Genomic DNA, 14,606 nt, shown 5'->3' with positions numbered 1-14,606 from the left:
TTCGCGAGCAAGCCCGCTCCCACATTGGGTTGTGTTTAAAGCTTGAGACCCAGTTCTGCCGATAGACGCGCCGTAGTGCCCTTTATCAACGGAATCAGCTCGGCCATTTTTTCCAGCGGCATGTACGGCACGGTACTGGCGATACTGATGGCGGCCACGATGCGCTTGCTCGCGTCACGAATCGGCGCCGCCACGCAGCGGATCGACGGTTCGTTGTCTTCCAGGTCGAAGGCGTAGCCGCCGGCCACATACTCGACCATGCGCTGCTGGAACTGCTCCCAGGATTGCTCCGGGTGCTGCGGCCAGAACAGATTTTTCCCACCCACCGGCAGGCTGATTTCGTACAGCCGCTGCCACTCCTGCGGCGAATCATCGAGCATCAGTGCCTTGCCGATACCGGTACGCGCCAACGGCATGCGATGGCCAACCCGCGAACGCATTTCCGGGCCATTGCGCCCCGGATTCTTGTGCAGGTACAGCACCTCGTCGCCCTCGCGAATCGCCAGGTGGATAGTGTCGCCAGTCAACGCCGACAGCTCATCCAGATAAGGCCCGGCCAGGGTCACCAACGGCAGCTCTTCGCGTGCCTGGAAACCCAGTTCGATCAGCTTGGGCCCCAACAAGTAACCCACCTGCGGCACCACCCGCAGGTAACGCTCCTCCACCAGGCAACTGGCCAGGCGATGGGTAGTGCTGCGCGTGGTTCCGATCAACCGGGCTATCTCTTTGAGATCGCGGGCGCCACTGGCCACGGCCTGGACCACACCCAAACCGCGAAGCAGGGTCTGGGTACCGGTCGGCGCGGCGTCCTTGGCGATTTTTGGGGCGTCTTCCTGCATATCCAGCCTTTACCGTTGAGCGAGTGAACGGGCGGCATTATGGTCGCCCGCGTGCCGCGACTACAACTTGATACGCTCGACCTTGCCCACCAGCAAGATGTAGGAAAGCGCACCGATCAACGCCAGCACCGAGATATAGGTGATCGCCGGGGCAAAAGAATCACCGCTGGCGAGGAAACCGATGACGATAGGCGTAGCGATGGCCGACAGGTTGCCGATGAAGTTGAACACGCCACCGGTCAGTCCCAGCAAACGTGCCGGGGCGAGCGTCGATACCAGCGACCAGGTGATGGAAGCCAGCCCGTTGCCGAAGAACGCCAGCGCGAGAAAGGCGATCACCAGCGGCGTCGACTCGACAAAGTTGGCGCCGATGATCGAGGTGGAAATCAGCAGGCCACTGATAATCGGTAACTTGCGGGCGAACCCTACGGTATAGCCGCGGCGGATCAGCAAGTCCGAAAAGAACCCGGAACACAGCACGCCAACGAACGCCGCGAGAAACGGCAGTGACGCCAACAAGCCGGACTTGATGAAGTCCATGCCGCGGTATTTCACCAGGTAGGTCGGGAACCAGGTCAGGAAGAACCACAGGGTCGAGTTGAGGCAGAACTGGCCGAGGTAGATACCCCAGAGCTTGCGTTTGGTCAGGACAATGCCCAGGTCGGTCCAACTGAACTTGGCTTTGACTTTGGCTTGCTCGGCCTGAATATCCACCAGCCCGCCGCCTTCGCGGATCAGGTCGATTTCTGCCTCGTTGGCACCTTTGAAATCCCGTGGCTCGCGATACACCGCGTACCAGATCACCGCCCAGAGAATGCCCACTGCGCCGGTGGCGACAAACACCATGTGCCAGCCGAATTCGTGTTGCAGCCAGGCCAGAACCGGTGTCAGGAAAGCCAGACCAACGAACTGCCCGGAGGTGTAGAAACCGATGGCCGTGGCGCGCTCGCGCTCGGGGAACCAGGTGGTGACGACGCGGCTGTTGATCGGATAAGCCGGCGCTTCCAGAGCACCCACCGCCATGCGCAGCACGAACAGCGCGATAAAGCTTGCGGCAAAACCGAGCATCACCGTGGCAATCGACCACAGCAGTAGTGCAGCGGTATAGAGAATGCGCGGCGGCACTCGGTCCACCAGCCAGCCGCCAGGAATCTGCATGGCGGCGTAGGTCCAGCCGAACGCGGAAAAGATCAGGCCGACATGAATCGGGTCAATCCCCAGGTCGCTGGTCAGCGCAGGGGCGGCAATCGACAGGTTGCTGCGGTCCAGGTAGTTGATCACCACGGTGATGAACAGCAGGACCATGATGAAAAAACGCTTGCGGCTGGGCGCCACCAACGACGCCTGCCCGGTGAGGGTTTGCGGTTGCATGAGGAGTGCCTCTTTTTATGTTTATTGAGGTCGAGGTGAAACGCAGATCTCCTTGTCCATGGAGATCAACTGTGGGAGCCAGCCTGCTGGCGATGGCGGTGTGTCAGTCACCATCAATGCTGAATGTGCCTACCGAATCGCCAGCAGGCTGGCTCCCACAGGGGATTGGTGGTTGTTCAGGGAGAACTCACCACTCGGCAAAACTGCCATCGGCATGGCGCCAGATCGGGTTGCGCCAGCGGTGGCCGACGGCGGCGCGCTCGATCACGTATTCCTCGTTGATCTCGATACCCAGGCCCGGGCCATTCGGGATCTTCACGAAGCCCTGGTCATAGTCGAACACCCGTGGGTCCTTGACGTAGTCGAGCAGGTCGTTGCTTTCGTTGTAATGGATGCCCAGGCTCTGTTCCTGGATGAAGGCGTTGTAGCAGGCGGCGTCCAGCTGCAGGCAGGCCGCCAGGGCGATCGGGCCCAGCGGGCAATGCAGCGCCAGCGCGACGTCGTAGGCTTCGGCCATGTTGGCGATCTTGCGGGTCTCGGTGATGCCACCGGCATGGGACGCATCGGGCTGGATGATGTCGACGTAACCCTCGCTGAGTACACGCTTGAAATCCCAACGGGAAAACAAGCGCTCACCGAGTGCAATCGGCGTGCTGGTCAGTGGTGCCAGTTCTTTCAACGCTTCATAGTTTTCGCTGAGTACGGGCTCTTCAATAAACATCAGTTTGTACGGATCGAGCTCCTTCATCAGCACCTTGGCCATGGGCTTGTGTACCCGGCCATGGAAGTCCACGCCAATGCCGACGTTCGGCCCCACCGCATCACGCACGGCGGCGACGTTGGCCAGGGCCAGGTCTACTTTTTCGAAGGAGTCGAGGAACTGCAGCTCTTCGGTGCCGTTCATTTTCACCGCAGTGAAACCACGCTCCACCGCTTCCTTCGCAGCCCGTGCCGTGTCCGCCGGGCGGTCGCCACCGATCCATGAATACACACGAATCTTGTCGCGCACCTGACCACCGAGCAGATCACTGACCGACACCCCCAACGCCTTGCCCTTGATGTCCCACAACGCCTGATCGATACCGGCCAGGGCACTCATGTGAATTGCGCCACCCCGGTAGAAGCCTCCGCGATACAGCACGGTCCAGATATCTTCGATATTGCGTGGGTCTTTGCCGATCAGGTAGTCGGACAATTCTTCAACGGCCGCTGCGACGGTATGAGCGCGGCCTTCGACCACGGGCTCGCCCCAACCGGTCACGCCCTCATCGGTTTCGACTTTGAGGAAGCACCAGCGCGGCGGAACGATGAAGGTGGTCAGTTTAGTGATTTTCATCTTTGGCTCTCTTATTGGATGCAGCGCGCTCGGCGCCGAAAAAGTCTTAACGCAGAGCGTTCCATGCAGCGACATAGGCCTTGGCATTGGCCGCCACTTGCTCCGGGGTCATACCCGGTTTGAACAGGCCGGAACCGAGACCGAAACCCTTGACGCCTGCTTCGATAAAGACCTGCATGTTGTCCGGGGTGATGCCGCCGACCGGCACCAGAGTCGTCCCGGTGGGCAACACCGCGAGCCAGGCTTTTACGACTGCCGGCCCCATCTGCTCGGCCGGAAACATCTTCAGCACATCGGCGCCCAGCGCCAGTGCGGCGAAGGCTTCGGTCGGCGTGGCGACACCCGGCGACAGGTACAGTCCGGCAGCCTTCGCCGCGCGCAATACTTGCGGATCGCTGTGTGGCATGACGATCACCTGACCGCCCGCCGCTTTCACTTGCCCGACCTGCTCCGGCGTCAGCACCGTGCCGGCGCCAATCAGGCAATCGGCGGGCAAGGTGCTACGCAGGATGCGAATACTTTCGTACGGCTCAGGGGAATTGAGCGGTACCTCGATGACGCGAAATCCGGCGCTGTACAGGACTTCTCCGACGGCCGCCGCTTCCTGTGGGCGCAGGCCGCGCAGGATCGCGATCAGACCGTTTTGCGCCAGGGCTTGTTTGAGCATGTCAGACCTCCAGTCAGGATTAAGGGGACAGGGTGGGCGTGATCAGACCGGCGGCGAGCGCCAGTTGCCACAATCCGTGTTCGGTGGCCTGCTCGGCCAGGGTCACCCGGGCAAAGCCACAAGCGTCGAGCGCGCGGCTGTAGCGGGCGCAGAGTTGGGCGTTACCGATGAGGATGATCGAAGGCAGGTGCACGCTGTTGCGCCGGCGCCGTTGAGCACAGGCCAGGGCCGACAACTCGTGGCCGATCAACAGCCCGGACAGGTAGTCGGCTTGCGCCGTGGCACTCAATTCGCCGGTCAGGCCCAGGCTGCGGGCGCTGAACAGGGTCGACAGCGGACCGATTTCACCGTCCGCCGATAACGCCACCTGTACACCGCGATCAAAAGCGTCGCCATCGAAGGTCGCGCTACGCTGCTGGGTGCGCCCCAGAATGCTGTGCTCGCTGAGCACGGCGAAGATTTCGCCGGTCATGAAGGTATCGAAATGGACGATGCAGCCGTCGGCCACTTCCACCCATTTCGAATGACTGCCCGGCAGGCCGATCAACAGATCCCCGCCCGCCTCGCCCGGCAGATTTTGCAGCACGCCGAGCACCTGGGTTTCTTCGCCACGCATCACATTCGGCAGACGCGAACGTTGAATCACCCCCGGCACGATGTGCACATCGATTCCACGAATACTGCGAACGGTTTGCAGGGACGTACCAAGCGTGGCGACGTTCGCCGGTGTATCGCGGTAGGCCGCTTCGCGCCAGCCCTGGGCGCTGCCGACCATGCCACAGGCAATCACCGGCAAGCCGGGTTGCGCGTCGAGCCAGTCGCCGCATGCCTCATCGAAGGCCAGTTCAAAACCGTCGGTGCATTCCCGGCCGGCAATGATTCGCGGCACCTTGGGCAGTTGCATGATTCCCGACGACAGCGAACGCTGTTCGAGCACCTTGCCACCTTCGGCCAGTTTGTAAGCACGTAATGAGGTTGTCCCCCAATCCAGCGCGATCAATTGCGCCCGCATCGCTTCACCTGTTTTGGTTTTTGGCAGTGAGTGAGCCGGACTATAAACCCTGACGCGTTTAAATCTCAATATATAAATATCACTCCCATATATAGGGATTAATAGACTCCAGGCAAAAAAAATCGCAGACGTCGATTTCTGCGATATTCACAGCTTACATTGCCCTGCAGGAGCCGGCTTGCTGGCGATTCAAGCTCAAGGGCTGCATTGCTCTTGAGCCCGCCATCGCTGGCAAGCCAGCTCCTACGGAATGGGTTTACAGCGAAATATCACGGTTCAATTTCCGTCTGCGAACTCGCGAAGGACCTTGCCATCCATGCGATAGCGAACCCACTCTTCCTGCGGCTGCGCGCCCAGGGATTTGTAGAAGTCGATGGCCGGGGTATTCCACTCCAGCACGCTCCACTCAAAGCGCCCGCAATCATTGGCGCAGGCGATTTTCGCCAGATGCCGCAGCAAGGTCTTGCCCGCCCCGCCACCGCGCTGATCAGGGGTGATGTAGAGGTCTTCAAGGTACAGGCAGTTGCTCCCCAGCCAGGTGGAGTAACTGAAGAAGAACACCGCGAACCCGATCGGCACACCGTCGCGCAGGCAGATCAGGCCATGGGCAGTAGCGCCTTCACTGAACAGACTGCGCTCGATGTCGGCGACGCTGGCGATGACTTCATGACGGGCACGTTCGTAGTCGGCCAGTTCAGTGATGAACGCGAGAATTTGCGGCGCGTCACTGGGGGTCGCCGGGCGGATTTCGATCGTCATGGACGTGCCTTGTCAAAATTGAAAACGCCATACTAAGTCGGCACGGGATTTGTGGCGAGGGGGCTTGCTGTGGCGAGGGGGCTTGCCCCCGTCGGGTTGCGCAGCAACCCCCAATATCTGGATGGCGCCGATCATGGAAGGGGACTGCTGCGCAGTCCAGCGGGGGCAAGCCCCCTCGCTACAGCAAGCCCCCTCGCCACAGTGAGCTCCTCGCCATAGAGGACCTCCGCCGCAGAGCCACACAAGCCTGATACCAAGCCGTTCGTCGCACGTCTGGCACCCATGCAATTCGGGGGCGGACTAATCAACTAAGCACTCTACTCGCTGGAGACGACACCATGATCCTGTCCAGGTTGACCGCCCTCGCCCTCACCGCCTTGTTGGCCTCCGGTGCCTACGCCGGGAACATTGGCTCCAGCACCGGCCCCACCAATCCAGTGGAAAACCCCAAAGCTCCGGCTATCCAGAGCGCCCCCGTGACCCATACCGGTTCAGGCCTCGACAGCGGCCTGCCACCATCCACCGGCAACGACCCACGGGATCAGGGCAATGATCCTGGTCGCCAGGGTGGCATGAATCTACCGGACACTAAAACACCCACCCAAGGCGGACTCGGTTCGACCACTACCGACAGTTCGGGCAAAGAAGGCGGGATCAGCCAATAGAATGCAGGTCGGCACCGAAGCTGACTCAAGTGCCGGCTTAGCGAGCCTTTTCGAAAGCAAGCTCGCTCCTGCGGGCAATAATTGTCAGCGCTGCTTGAGACGGTCAATCACCACCGCCAGCAACAGGATCGAACCGCGAATCACGTACTGATAAAACGTGTCGATGTTCTTCAGGTTCATCGCATTCTCGATGATCGCCAGAATCAACACACCGGCAATCACATGGCGGATCATGCCGATCCCGCCGCTCAGCGACACCCCGCCCAGCACGCAGGCCGAGATCACTGTGAGTTCGAAACCCTGGCCGATCATCGGCTGGCCGGACGTCATGCGCGAGGCCAGGATCACCCCGGCCAGCGCGCCGATCACGCCGTGCACGGCAAAGATAATGATCTTGGTCCGGTCCACGTTGACCCCGGCCAGCAGCGCCGCTTCCTGGTTGCCGCCGATGGCCATGGTGTTGCGCCCGTAGGTGGTGTAGTTGAGCAGCCAGCCGAAAAACAGGAAGCAGACGATGGTAATCAGGATCGGCACCGGCACGCCAAACAACTGGCCATTACCGAAGACGAAAAACGATTCCTGTGACACCCCCACCGCTTTGCCGTTAGCGAAAATGTAAGCCAGACCACGCACGATCTGCATGGTCGCCAGTGTGGTGATCAACGCATTGACCCGCAGCTTGGCAATCACGATGCCGTTGATCAGTCCCACGATCAGGCCCATCACCAGGGCTGCACTGACACCGAGAAACACACTGTCGGTGTCGCGCATGACCACGGCTGCAACGACCCCGGCACAGGCGATCACCGAGCCCACCGACAGGTCGAAATGCCCGGATGCCAGGCAATACAGCATGGTGCAGGCGGCGATGCCGGTGGTGGAAATCGCCAGGCCCAGGCCACGCATGTTCAGCGGCGAAAGAAAGTTGTCGATCAGCAAGGTGCAGGCGACGAAGATCCCGACCGCGGCCAGCAGCATTACCCAGTCATCGAGAAAACGCCGCAGGTCCAGAGGTTTGCGAGTCGCCGGCAATGTGTTGTTTTGGATTGTCATCATAGTCACCCCTCAGTTCGCCACGCCGTCAGCGCGTTGGCGCGGCAAAGCCATTTGCAGCAGGTTGGATTCATTGGCCTGGTCGCGGCTCAGTTCGCCACGCAACGCGCCTTCGCACAGCACCAGGATGCGGTCGGAAATGCCCATGACTTCCATCAGGTCACTGGACACCACGATCACCGCGATGCCGCTGGCGGCCAGGTTATGGATGATCTGGTAGATCTCGGCCTTGGCGCCGATGTCGATGCCACGGGTGGGTTCGTCGAGCAGCAGGACTTTCATCGGCATCGACAGCCAGCGGCCGAGAATGGCCTTCTGCTGATTGCCGCCGGACAGGTACATGATTTTCTGCGCCGCATTGGGCGTCTTCACTTTCAGAGCCTTGATCTGCTGATCGGCGTTGTCCTTCTCCCACAGGCCGCGCAGCAGGCAGCCGAAGCTGGAATGGGCACCGCGTGCGCTGATGTTGATGTTCTCGGCGACGCTGGCCAGGGGCAGGATGCCCTCTTTCTTGCGGTCTTCGGGACACAACAGAATGCCGGCGGCAATCGCGTCCCGGGGTGAGCGCAGTTTCAGTTCATGGCCGCGCAGTTCAAGACGTCCGGCACTATTGCGTTCCAGCCCGCTGAGCATGCGCAACAGCTCGGTGCGGCCGGCGCCGACCAGACCGAACAGCCCGAGAATTTCGCCTTTGTGCACCTGGAAGCTCACCGGCTCACGCAAGCCCGGCCCTTGCAGGCCATCGACCTTGAGTGCCACGGCGCCCCGCTGGCGAGGCCGATAGTCGTAGATGTCCTGGATGTCGCGACCGACCATGCAAGTGACCAGTTGATCATGGGTCAGCTGGCTCATGTCCTCGAACGTGCGCACGAAGCGGCCGTCCTTGAACACCGTCACCGCGTTGCAGATGCGGAACACTTCTTCCATGCGATGGGAGACGTACAGCACCACTTTGCCTTCGTCGCGCAGTCGGCCGATGATCGCCATCAAGCGCTCGATCTCCCGCGCCGACAGGCTGCTGGTCGGTTCGTCGAAGGCGATCACATGGGCGCCTCGGGACAATGCCTTGGCAATTTCCACCAGTTGCCGCTGGCCGAGGGACAGGCGCCCGACTTTTTCCTGGGGATCGATTTCATCGGCCAGGCCCTTGAGACAAGCCAGGGCTTGCTGACGCAGGGTAGCCCGGTTGACCAGGCCGAAACGGGCCGGCAAGTGCCCCAGGAACAGGTTCTCCGCCACGGTCATTTCCGGCACCAGATGTAACTCCTGGTGGATCACCGCGACGCCGCTGCCGATGCTGTCGGCGGTGGACTTGAAGTCCATCGTGTGTTCGCCGATCTGCAACGCACCGCTACTCGGTGTATAGGCACCGCCGAGGATTTTCAGCAGCGTCGATTTGCCTGCGCCGTTCTCGCCCATCAGGGCGTGAACCTGCCCCGGATGGGCGACGAAGCTGATGCCGTCGAGCGCCTTGACCCCGGGAAAGGTCTTGCCGATCCCGTTGAAGCGCAAGCTGCCACTGCAGTTGTGATGTTGTGTTTTTGATTGCGCGTGCATAACCCCACCTCTTTTCGCAGATCAGGCAGCCCCGTCGCCGAGGCCGCCGCTGAAATCAACCGTCCCTCAGTTCCACAGGCCGATCTTTTCCAGTTCCTGCTTGAAGTTGTCGCGGGTGATCAGCGTCACGTCATCCATGGCGGTGTATTTCGCCGGCTCCGTACCCTTGGTGACCCACTCGTACATCATGCTTGCGGTGTTATAACCCTCGATATGCGGACTTGGCAGCATCGAGCCGAAGAAGCCGCTATCGGGTTTCTTCAATTCGCCGATGGCGTCAGTGCCGTTGATGCCGATACCGATCACGTTCTTCGCCGCGAAACCGGCGCTTTCGGTGGCGCGCACCCCACCCAGCACGGTGTTGTCGTTCATCCCGCCGATGATCAGGTTCTTCGCCGCGCCCGGCAGTTTCACCAACGCCGAGTTGGTGGCGTCCATGCTGCCCGGAACGTCGAGGGTTTTGAGGGCCGAGAACAGGATGTGGTCCTTGGGCATGCCGGCGTCTTCGAGGGCTTTGACCGAACCGTCGGTGCGTTTCTTGCCAGTGTCGAGTTCGTTATAGGTGTTGATCACGGCGTAAGTGTCTTTCCAGTCCCAGCCGCGCTTTTTCGCTTCGGTGGCCATGGCGGCCCCCTGTTTCTGGCCGACTTCGAAGGCGGCCATGCCGAGGTACGGCACGTCTTCCATGAATTTACCGCTGGCGTCGACAAAGCGATCATCCACGGCGATCACTTTCAACCCGTTGAGCTTGGCCTTGGCCATGATCGCCGGGCCCAGGGACACATCGGGCGGGCAGATAACAAAGCCCTTGGCACCGTTGGCCGCCAGGCTGTCGATGGCCGAGAGGGTCTTCTCGCCGTCGGGCACTGCGATTTTGATCAGGGTGAAGCCTTTTTCCTTACCGGCCTTTTCGGCGAATGCCCATTCAGTCTGGAACCAAGGCTCTTCCGCCTGCTTGACCAGAAAACCGATTTTCACTTCTTCGGCCGCCAGCAGTGTGCTGCTCAGGCTGACCGCAGTGACCGCCAGGGCGGCACAGCACAGGGAACGGATGGCACGACGACGATTCATAAGCTGACTCCTTTGTTATTTTTTTAGAGCGTTATTTGAAAAGCGTTCACAAACTGCAGGCAATAGTCATATCGTATGATGATTGGATTTCAGGCGTAGAAACACACCTCAAAGCCTGGTGTTCAGTCGTGGTACATCACCGAGCGCCCACCGTCGATAGTGATGCACGAGGCGTTGATAAAGGGTGCTTCGTCACTGGCCAGGAACACTGCCGTCATCGCCACTTCAATGGGCTGACCGATGCGCCTTGGCGGGTGCAGATCGAAGGCGCGCTGACGCTCGGCGTGGGGGTCGGCAAAACCGTTCCAGTAATCGACGTTCAGCTGGGTTTCGATATAGCCCGGTGCGATGGCGTTGACGCGAACGCCCTTTGGCGCGTATTCGATGCCCAGGGCGCGGGTCAGGCCGAGCAAGCCGTGCTTGGCTACCGGGTAAGGGAAGCAACCCGGGATGATGTGAGTGGAATGGGTGGAGGCGATGTTGATGATGCTGCCGATGCCCTGTTCAATCATTTGTGGCAGAACTGCCTTGCAGCCGTACCAGGCGCCGTCCAGATCGATCGCGAAACAACGACGCCAGTCTTCTTCGGTCATTTCCAGCGGGTCGCGGAACACGTTGACCCCGGCGCAGTTGACCAGCACGTCGATCCGCCCGTGAAGGTCGATCGCCAACCTGGCCATGGCGTGCAGGTCCTGTTGCCGGGACACGTCAGCCTTGATCGCCTGCACGTCAAAGCCTTTGCCCCGCCACTGCGCCGCGACGTTTTCGACTTTTTCGGCCTGGATATCGCTGATGACCAGCCTGGCCTGCTGGGAGGCAAATGCCGCGACAATCGCTTCGCCGATGCCCTGGGCAGCACCGGTCAGCAATACCACCTTGTTTTTCAGGCGCTCGCCCTTGGGCGGCTCGGGCACGGGAGGTAAGGAAAGGGGTTCAGCCATGAATCAGGACTCCTGTTCGACAGCACGACGAAAACCGGGCATCTGTCGATGTCCGGCGAAAAGACGTTGAGGGAAAAACAGGCGGGCGCGTACAGGTTTCAGCTCGCAAATGGCTGAAGCACTGACTGCACAATGGAGTGCGGGGGAATATCGCTGCATCACTTCACCTGTTTTGTTTTTTTAAGTGTGAGTGCGTGAAACCGGTGGAGCCGACTATAAACCCGGCTCGCGATAAATCTCAATATATATATTCTCATCCCATATTCTGGGATTCAGCCAGAAAAACGTGTACATAGTGTCCCGGGAACATCCAGGGCGATGGCTAACACTGCACCATCCAACGGATGCTTGAGCGGACTCGCTGCAGTGGTGATGTACAGGGTTTTCAGGTCTTTGCCGCCAAACACACAACTGGTGGGGCGACTGATTGGCAACTCGATCACCCGGTCGACGCTGCCATCCGGAGCCAGCCTGAGCAGGCAACTGCCTTCCCAGCGTGCGTTCCACAGGTAGCCTTGGGCATCCATCGCCGAACCGTCAGGGCCACCACGTCGGTGGGGGCCGAACCAGGCCTGGGCCGGTTCAAGACCACCATCGGTGCGAATGAAATGCCGGTACAAGGTGCCGTCCAGGCTGTCGCCAAAGTACAAGCGGGTGGAGTCAGCACTCCACAGCAGCGTATTGGGAATGCCCAGGCCCCGCAGTAGCGGCGTGACACGGCCATCGCCGTCAATGCGAAACAGGCCACCGGAACGCCGCTCGATGGGCAGGTCTTCGCCCTGGGCACCTATGTTGTTTTGCATGGTGCCGAGCCAGAGTCGGCCCTGGGCATCGCAGCGGGCTTCATTGGCGCGGTTGCCCGGTTGCGGGTCGGCGACGCAAAGCAGTGTCAGGCGCGGTTCGAGTCCAGGCGAATCAAGGTCGAGCCTGTATACCCCGGAACTCAGCGTAACAAGCGCGTCGCCGCTTTCGCAGGGGATAAAGGCTGATACGTGTTCCGGCATCTGCCAGATCTGCACGTTGGCACCGATCAGGCGCAGCGCTTGTCGACCGGCGATGTCCACCCAGTACAGCGCCTGGGTCGGCGCATCCCAGAACGGGCCTTCGCCCAACTGCGCACGGTGACCGGTTACTGCAGTCCACGTCATGAAACCTCCTGCTTTGTTCTTGTTTTTGTTTTTTTTGTAGGAGCGAACCTGCTCGCGATGGCGTGTCAGCTACAACAATCTCGACTGACACAAAATCGCCATCAGGCTGGCTTTCACATAGGGGCTTTTCAGCCGGCTTTTTTGTCGGCCATGACTTGCGGGTAATAGCGCTTGATCGCCAGGTCGGCATTGTCGATCAGGGTCATGCAGGCCCAGACACCTCGCGCACTGTCCCGGGCGGCGATGGCTTCGGCCATGTCCTTGTGGATCGGCAAGGTGCGGCGCAGTTCGTCGGGGTCAGCGGCCGATGCCTCGAAGCACACGGCCAGCAAAGCGCCAAGGGCCGGGACCATCTGCTCGATGAATTGATTGTGGCTGGCGGCGAGGATGCACTCGTGGAACAAACGGTCGGCACGGTTGTAATCGATACCATTGTCCACCGCCCTCTCCAGCGCGTTGAAGGCCAGCAGTATCGCTTCGACCTGTTCCACCGTCGCTCGCTCGCAGGCCCAGCGCACGGCCATCGGCTCGATAGTGCGGCGCAGGTCGAGCAAGTCGTCGACGAAGTTTTCCGGCAGGCCACTGCGCGAGAGCCAGCCGACGACTTGTGGATCGAAAAGATTCCAGCGTCGCACCGGCAGCACCCGGGTGCCGACCTTCGGTCCGACTTCGAGCATGCCTTTGGCGACCAGGGTCTTGATAGCTTCGCGGATGACCGTACGACTGACCCCCAACTGCTCGCCCAGATCAGCTTCGACCTTGAGGGTCTCACCCGGGCTGACCTGCCCCGTGGCGATCCGGCAACCCAGCCAGTCGACGGTTGCGGCGTGAAAACTGCTGGACATGGGACACCTCAAAGCCGATCGCGATGGGTGCCCACGCTAATCATCATATGATTGGGTGTCAATTCGATTTTTTAGTGATGCAACTATTCACTGTGAGTGTTATGTCAGGGTTCAAGACCGATGCGGAAGAACTCCCCGCTGCTCCACACACCCAACCAACGCTGCCCGTCGATTTCACGGCTGACCGCCAACTCGACCAATTGATAGAACACGTTGCGGTGGATCAACGCTTCGAGATTGGTTCGCACATGGACGTAAGGCGCCGGCTCTTGCGTCACCGGGTCGATCACCACACGAATCGGATGCTCGACGCCCGCCTCGGTGGTTTCATCGACATTGGTGGTAAAGCGCAAGACCTGCGTCTCACCCTCGCCTTCCACTTCCACGGCAATCGCCACGAACGGCGCATCGTCGACCTTGATCCCGACCTTTTCCACCGGGGTAATCAGGAAGTAATCATCGCCGTCGCGGCGGATGATGGTGGAGAACAGTTTGACCATCGGCTTGCGCCCGATCGGTGTACCCAGGTAATACCAGGTGCCGTCGCGGGCGATGCGCATGTCGATGTCGCCGCAGAAATCAGGGTTCCACAGGTGCACCGGCGGCAAGCCTTTGGTCTTGGGGATTTGCCCCAACAGGTCGTTGGCTTTTTGCGGGTCACTCATGGCGATCTCCTTTGAATTACTGGTCGCTGAGCCCGAGCAGGCTGCGAGCGTATTGCTTGAGCGGCGGGCCCATCAGGTCTTCCGGTTTTTTGTCATGGAACGTCAGCAAACCGCCACGACTCTTGATACTCGCAGTATCAATCAAATACTGGGTGCTGGTCTCGATCAACATGATTTGAATCACGCCGCTGTCGATACCGAGTCGATCCAGCGCCTCCTGATCCAGCCACTCGTCGGAGTTGCCGATGCGATCGTCGGACTTGGCGAAACGGGTGTAGAGCAGATAGTGGGCGCCGGCGTCACGCGCCTCGACCATGGCCTGGTCGAGTCCCTCCGGCACACGGGCGCGACGGACCATCGGAAAATAATCGACAAAACCATCGAAGGCGACTTCGGCAATCACGTTGGGCCGTGGGTACACGTCGCTGCCCGGCGGCATGAAGGCACCCTGGGCAATGTAGACAAATGAGTCGGGCTGTATGCGCAGGTTGTTCACCCGGCGGCTGTCGCTATGGTCGAGCAACCCTGCATCGCTCATATGGTATCGAGTCCCTTCGGCCATATCGCTGACGTTCATGCAGCCACCAAGCGCCAAAACGGCCAGCAGCAAAACCAGGCTACGCATCCTTACCCTCCAGAGGCCGGTGACGGAAAACCGGCGAATGGCCGTGGGATGC

General features: G+C 60.3%; 15 protein-coding genes. 1 reads left to right on the top strand and 14 read right to left on the bottom strand.

Going from position 1 to position 14,606, the window contains the following annotated elements:
• Positions 1 to 35 precede the first annotated feature (35 nt).
• From AC07OG_RS11855 to AC07OG_RS11830, 6 genes are all read right to left on the bottom strand, one after another.
• A complete protein-coding gene (locus AC07OG_RS11855) occupies positions 36 to 839 on the bottom strand; it encodes an IclR family transcriptional regulator (RefSeq protein ID WP_060540841.1) in 804 nt (267 codons plus the stop codon).
• 60 nt (positions 840 to 899) lie between these two features.
• Positions 900 to 2,210: an MFS transporter gene (locus AC07OG_RS11850; protein ID WP_218425253.1), complete on the bottom strand. Its 1,311-nt coding sequence runs from the start codon at positions 2,208 to 2,210 to the stop codon at positions 900 to 902.
• Between the two features lie 187 nt (positions 2,211 to 2,397).
• Entirely contained in the window at positions 2,398 to 3,546 is a 1,149-nt protein-coding gene (dgoD, locus tag AC07OG_RS11845) for a galactonate dehydratase (protein ID WP_060540839.1), read from the bottom strand.
• Positions 3,547 to 3,592: 46 nt separating this feature from the next.
• Complete coding sequence (locus tag AC07OG_RS11840; protein WP_495067107.1) at positions 3,593 to 4,213, bottom strand: 2-dehydro-3-deoxy-6-phosphogalactonate aldolase; 621 nt, start codon at positions 4,211 to 4,213, stop codon at positions 3,593 to 3,595.
• A 19-nt stretch (positions 4,214 to 4,232) separates the two neighbouring features.
• Entirely contained in the window at positions 4,233 to 5,225 is a 993-nt protein-coding gene (locus AC07OG_RS11835) for a 2-dehydro-3-deoxygalactonokinase (protein WP_495067106.1), read from the bottom strand.
• Between the two features lie 276 nt (positions 5,226 to 5,501).
• Entirely contained in the window at positions 5,502 to 5,984 is a 483-nt protein-coding gene (locus AC07OG_RS11830; protein ID WP_060540836.1) for a GNAT family N-acetyltransferase, read from the bottom strand.
• A 338-nt stretch (positions 5,985 to 6,322) separates the two neighbouring features.
• Here AC07OG_RS11830 and AC07OG_RS11825 point away from each other — a divergent pair, with 338 nt between their 5' ends.
• Positions 6,323 to 6,649 (top strand): hypothetical protein, encoded by a 327-nt coding sequence (locus AC07OG_RS11825; protein WP_060540835.1) that lies wholly within the window; start codon positions 6,323 to 6,325, stop codon positions 6,647 to 6,649.
• 84 nt (positions 6,650 to 6,733) lie between these two features.
• Here the strand turns inward: AC07OG_RS11825 and araH are convergent, their stop codons facing one another.
• The 8 genes from araH to AC07OG_RS11785 form a co-directional block, all read right to left on the bottom strand.
• Entirely contained in the window at positions 6,734 to 7,702 is a 969-nt protein-coding gene (gene araH / locus AC07OG_RS11820; protein ID WP_060540895.1) for an L-arabinose ABC transporter permease AraH, read from the bottom strand.
• 12 nt (positions 7,703 to 7,714) lie between these two features.
• Positions 7,715 to 9,259 carry an L-arabinose ABC transporter ATP-binding protein AraG gene (gene araG, locus AC07OG_RS11815; RefSeq protein WP_495067105.1) on the bottom strand — a complete coding sequence of 515 codons (1,545 nt, stop codon included), beginning with the start codon at positions 9,257 to 9,259 and terminating at the stop codon, positions 7,715 to 7,717.
• Between the two features lie 66 nt (positions 9,260 to 9,325).
• Complete coding sequence (locus AC07OG_RS11810; protein WP_218425248.1) at positions 9,326 to 10,330, bottom strand: substrate-binding domain-containing protein; 1,005 nt, start codon at positions 10,328 to 10,330, stop codon at positions 9,326 to 9,328.
• Between the two features lie 122 nt (positions 10,331 to 10,452).
• Positions 10,453 to 11,271 carry an SDR family oxidoreductase gene (locus tag AC07OG_RS11805; RefSeq protein ID WP_218425247.1) on the bottom strand — a complete coding sequence of 273 codons (819 nt, stop codon included), beginning with the start codon at positions 11,269 to 11,271 and terminating at the stop codon, positions 10,453 to 10,455.
• A gap of 272 nt (positions 11,272 to 11,543) precedes the next feature.
• Positions 11,544 to 12,419, bottom strand: a complete 876-nt coding sequence (locus AC07OG_RS11800; RefSeq protein ID WP_495067104.1) for an SMP-30/gluconolactonase/LRE family protein — start codon at positions 12,417 to 12,419, stop codon at positions 11,544 to 11,546.
• Positions 12,420 to 12,547: 128 nt separating this feature from the next.
• A complete protein-coding gene (locus AC07OG_RS11795) occupies positions 12,548 to 13,264 on the bottom strand; it encodes a FadR/GntR family transcriptional regulator (protein WP_060540830.1) in 717 nt (238 codons plus the stop codon).
• Between the two features lie 104 nt (positions 13,265 to 13,368).
• Entirely contained in the window at positions 13,369 to 13,929 is a 561-nt protein-coding gene (locus AC07OG_RS11790; protein WP_060540829.1) for a DUF1285 domain-containing protein, read from the bottom strand.
• A 16-nt stretch (positions 13,930 to 13,945) separates the two neighbouring features.
• A complete protein-coding gene (locus AC07OG_RS11785) occupies positions 13,946 to 14,554 on the bottom strand; it encodes a DUF4823 domain-containing protein (protein WP_060540828.1) in 609 nt (202 codons plus the stop codon).
• Positions 14,555 to 14,606: the final 52 nt, after the last annotated feature.

This window comes from Pseudomonas sp. GW821-FHT09H03, from assembly GCF_059415945.1.
The sequence above is the reverse complement of the archived record's forward strand: the minus strand, read 5'-3'. Positions and strand labels throughout refer to the sequence as shown.